Annotated in this window: 4 protein-coding genes and 2 pseudogenes; 3 read left to right on the top strand and 3 right to left on the bottom strand. The window is 70.1% G+C overall.

Annotation, left to right across the window (positions count from 1 at the left end; all coding sequences use genetic code 11):
• Together A9X00_RS21455 and A9X00_RS21450 are read right to left on the bottom strand one after the other, a co-directional pair.
• On the bottom strand, nt 1-313 hold a 313-nt coding region (locus A9X00_RS21455), incomplete at its 3' end, for an FHA domain-containing protein (RefSeq protein WP_197515227.1).
• A 193-nt stretch (nt 314-506) separates the two neighbouring features.
• Complete coding sequence (locus tag A9X00_RS21450) at nt 507-1,724, bottom strand: NADH:flavin oxidoreductase (RefSeq protein WP_067158141.1); 1,218 nt, start codon at nt 1,722-1,724, stop codon at nt 507-509.
• A gap of 39 nt (nt 1,725-1,763) precedes the next feature.
• Between A9X00_RS21450 and A9X00_RS21445 the strand changes: the two genes are divergently transcribed.
• On the top strand, nt 1,764-2,606 hold the full coding sequence (locus A9X00_RS21445) for a bifunctional methylenetetrahydrofolate dehydrogenase/methenyltetrahydrofolate cyclohydrolase (RefSeq protein ID WP_067158138.1): 843 nt from the start codon (nt 1,764-1,766) through the stop codon (nt 2,604-2,606).
• 1 nt (nt 2,607) lies between these two features.
• Nucleotides 2,608-2,883: a DUF3017 domain-containing protein gene (locus A9X00_RS21440; protein WP_067158135.1), complete on the top strand. Its 276-nt coding sequence runs from the start codon at nt 2,608-2,610 to the stop codon at nt 2,881-2,883.
• Here the strand turns inward: A9X00_RS21440 and A9X00_RS21435 are convergent.
• Nucleotides 2,880-3,233: pseudogene (locus tag A9X00_RS21435) on the bottom strand (DUF732 domain-containing protein); the annotation flags it as partial. The gene A9X00_RS21440 and the pseudogene A9X00_RS21435 overlap by 4 nt on opposite strands.
• Before the next feature lie 173 nt (nt 3,234-3,406).
• On the opposite strand from A9X00_RS21435, the pseudogene A9X00_RS31440 reads away from it, so the two are divergent.
• Nucleotides 3,407-3,659: pseudogene (locus A9X00_RS31440) on the top strand (hypothetical protein); the annotation flags it as partial.

The following is a 3,659-nucleotide window of genomic DNA, read 5'->3' as shown; positions in this document are numbered from 1 at the left end:
GGCGCCCCACCTCGAAGGTCAGCTGCGGCCCGTCGGGATTTCCGATGTTGATGCTCTGGCCGTCGTGGATGTCGACCACCGGCACCCGGCGGCCGTTGACGAAAGTGCCGTTGAGCGAACCGTTGTCGATCGCCAGCCACCTGCCCTGGTCGAACCGCAGCAACAGATGCGCGCGCGAGATCAGCGGGTGCGTGATGCGCATGTCGGCCCGGAGGTCCCGCCCGACGACGACGTCGTGACCCGCGGCGAAGGTGCGCTCCGACCCGTCATGGCGAACGGTCAGCGCTGGCGCGGCTGGTGCACTCATTGCCACAACTGTAGCGGGTGCACCTGTTTTCACCCGGTGGGCTGATTGACCGCGTCCGGCGGCCCGGTGGCCTTGCGTCCCGGCATTGATTGTGAAGTCTGGGCCTCGGTTGTGAAGCCCGGGCTTTCATCGTGAAGCCTGGGCGGAAACCGCCGGAGATCCCCGCCCCGTGAGCACACTCAAGGCCGTGAGCTCACACTCAAGACCCTGAGTGGGCCAGAGCGTCCGGCGCGCCGGTGACCACGCATCGGGTCCGGCTGTAGACCGTCGGCATGCACCGGTTGCAGTGCGTGCACGCCGAATGCACGCTGTGCGCGGCGCCGTCGGCGGCGATCCGATTGACCAGGTCGGGCTCGGCCAGGAGCGCGCGGGCCATCGCGACGAACTGGAATCCCTCCGCCATCGCCAGGTCCATCGTTTCCCGCTCGGTGATGCCGCCGAGCAGGATCAGCGGCATCGTCAGCTCGGCGCGGAACAGCTTGGCGTGGCGCAATAGATAGGCCTCGCGGTACGGGTATTCGCGGAGGAATTTCTTGCCCGTCATGCGGATGCCCCAACGCAGCGGCGGCTTGAAGGCGCCGGCGAACTCCTTGACCGGCGCGTCGCCGTGGAACAGGTACATCGGGTTGACCAGCGAGCTGCCCGCGGTGAGTTCGATCGCGTCCAGGCCGCCGTCCTCCTGCAGCCACTTGGCGGTGGTCAGGGATTCGTCGGTGGTGATGCCGCCGCGGACACCGTCGGCCATGTTGAGCTTGGCGGTCACCGCGATCGGCGTGCCTTCCTTTTCCACCGCGCGCCGAACCGCCATCACCATGCCGCGGGCCAGCTTGGCCCGGTTCTCCAACGATCCGCCGAACTCGTCGTCGCGGCGGTTGATCAGCGGGGACAGGAAAGAGCTCGCCAAATAGTTGTGGCCCAAATGGATTTCGACCGCGTCGAAGCCGGCTTCCATGGCCAGCCGCGCGGCGTTCGCGTGCCCCTCGATGACGTCGTCGATGTCCTGGCGGGTCGCCTTCTTGGCGAAGCGCATCCCGATCGGGTTGAAGAACCGCACCGGTGCCAGGGCGGTGGCCTTGTTGGTGCGGGCGTTGGCGACCGGACCGGCGTGGCCGATCTGCGCGCATACCGCCGCGCCCTCGGCGTGGATCGCGTCGGTCAGCCGGCGCAGCCCCGGCACCGCCTCGGGGCGCATCCACAGCCCGTTGCCCTCGGTGCGCCCGCCTTGGGAGACGGCGCAGTAGGCGACGGTGGTCATGCCGACCCCGCCGGCGGCCGGCAGCCGGTGGTATTCGATCAGGTCGTCGGTCACCAGCGCGCCGCCCATGCGCGCCTCGAACGTCGCGGCCTTGATGATCCGGTTGCGCAGCGTTATCGGACCCAGCTTGGCGGGGCTGAACACATCCGGGGTCTCGGGCATACCGGGAGCCTAACCGTAGGGCATGGAAGACTGTCAGGCGTGGGCGCAATCACGCTGGACGGCAAGGCCACCCGGGACGAGATCTTCGTCGACCTCACCCAGCGGGTGGCCGCGCTGACCGCATCGGGCCGCACCCCCGGACTGGGCACCATCCTGGTCGGCGACGACCCCGGGTCGCAGGCCTACGTGCGCGGCAAGCACGCGGACTGCGCCAAGGTCGGCATCACGTCGATCCGCCGCGACCTGCCCGCCGACATCACCACCGCCCAGCTCAACGACACCATCGACGAGCTCAACGCCAACCCGGAGTGCACCGGCTACATCGTGCAGTTGCCCCTGCCCAAGCATCTCGACGAGAACGCGGCGCTGCAGCGCGTCGACCCGGCCAAGGACGCCGACGGGCTGCACCCGACCAACCTGGGCCGGCTGGTGCTGATGGATCCGGCGCCGCTGCCGTGCACCCCGCGCGGCATCGTGCACCTGCTGCGCCGCTACGACGTCGAGATCGCCGGGGCGCACGTGGTCGTCATCGGCCGCGGCGTGACGGTCGGGCGCCCGCTGGGCCTGCTGCTGACGCGGCGCTCGGAGAACGCCACGGTGACGTTGTGCCACACCAAGACTCGCGACCTGCCGGCGCTGACCAGGCAGGCGGACATCATCGTGGCGGCGGTGGGAGTGCCGCACATGCTGACCGCCGACATGGTGCGTCCCGGCGCCGCAGTCGTCGATGTGGGCGTCGGCCGGGTGGACGGCAAGCTCGCCGGCGACGTGCATCCCGACGTGTGGGAGGTGGCCGGCCACGTGTCGCCGAATCCCGGTGGCGTCGGCCCGCTTACCCGCGCGTTCCTGCTGACCAACGTCGTCGAGCTGGCCGAGGGATAGCGTGCGCACGACGTTGCGGGCTCAGTGGCCGATCCTGTTGGTCGAGCTGATCTTCGCCGCGGCATTTGTCTTGGCGGCGGCCAACTTCTGGCGCCGCGGCGCCCTGCTGATCGGCATCGGGGTCGGGGTCGCGGCGATCCTTCGGCTGGTGTTGTCCGACGAGCGGGCGGGCCTGTTGGTGGTCCGCAGCCGCGGCATCGACTTCCTCACCACCGCGACGGTTGCCGCGGCGATGGTCTATATCGCGTCGACGATCGACCCGCTCGGCACCCGCTAAGCGCCGGGCAGTCCGGGGATTTGGTGGATGCCGGGGATATTGCCGGCAAGCCCGGGCAGGCCCCCGGGAATGCCGGCGGCCGGGTTGCCGGCCGCGATGTTGGCCATCTCCTGCGGGCAGTACGACTGAATGGCGATGGTGGTGAACAGCTTCGCCATCCCCGGTGACAGGCCCCGGTTGGTGACGGTCGCGACGGCGGCGGCGAAGTTCCCGCCCGGCTTGGCGAGCATCGGGCAGATGGACTCGCCCACCGACATCGCGTTGCCGGGTTCGCCGAAGTCGATGCCGGCGTGGTTCAGCGCGTCGATGAAGGCGTCGTCGGCCCCGGCGTCGGCCTCGGCCGGCGCCGCTCGCCGGGGCGCCCCACGGCCCATTAAGCGACGTCGCGCGGGCGATCCCCTCACGAAACGCTTATTGTGCAAACCTTTATCGCACCGTGTTGTAAACGTGACAGAAATAGACCAGAGTTTCACAAGTGACTGGAGTGCCCTCAGAGCACCCGGCAATAGACGGGGAGGTTGGCATGAAGGCACTTACAGCGGAGACCCAGCGGTGGATCTGGGTGTTTCGTCACCAGCCGCTGACCATCCGCCTGCTGGCCGCGACCGCGGCCCTGCTCACCGTGGCCGCCGCCTTCGCGGCGCCCGCCGCGGCCGCCGCCGGGGCCGCCGCCGCCGTCCGCGCCGCGCGGCCCCCCCCCGGCCTCGCCGTCGGCGCACCCGGCCACGCGGGGGCGGGGGGGGCGTCCCCCCGGCGGGGGCCCCCCCCCCCGGGGG

Source organism: Mycobacterium sp. 1245805.9 (genome assembly GCF_001672915.1).
GTDB lineage: Bacteria > Actinomycetota > Actinomycetes > Mycobacteriales > Mycobacteriaceae > Mycobacterium.
This window is presented reverse-complemented; position numbering and strand designations above follow the sequence as displayed.

What these genes read in the sequence shown, in the direction of transcription:
- A9X00_RS21450 (WP_067158141.1), bottom strand. Translation starts at nt 1,724, where the DNA reads ATGCCCGAGACCCCGGATGTGTTCAGCCCCGCCAAGCTGGGTCCGATA.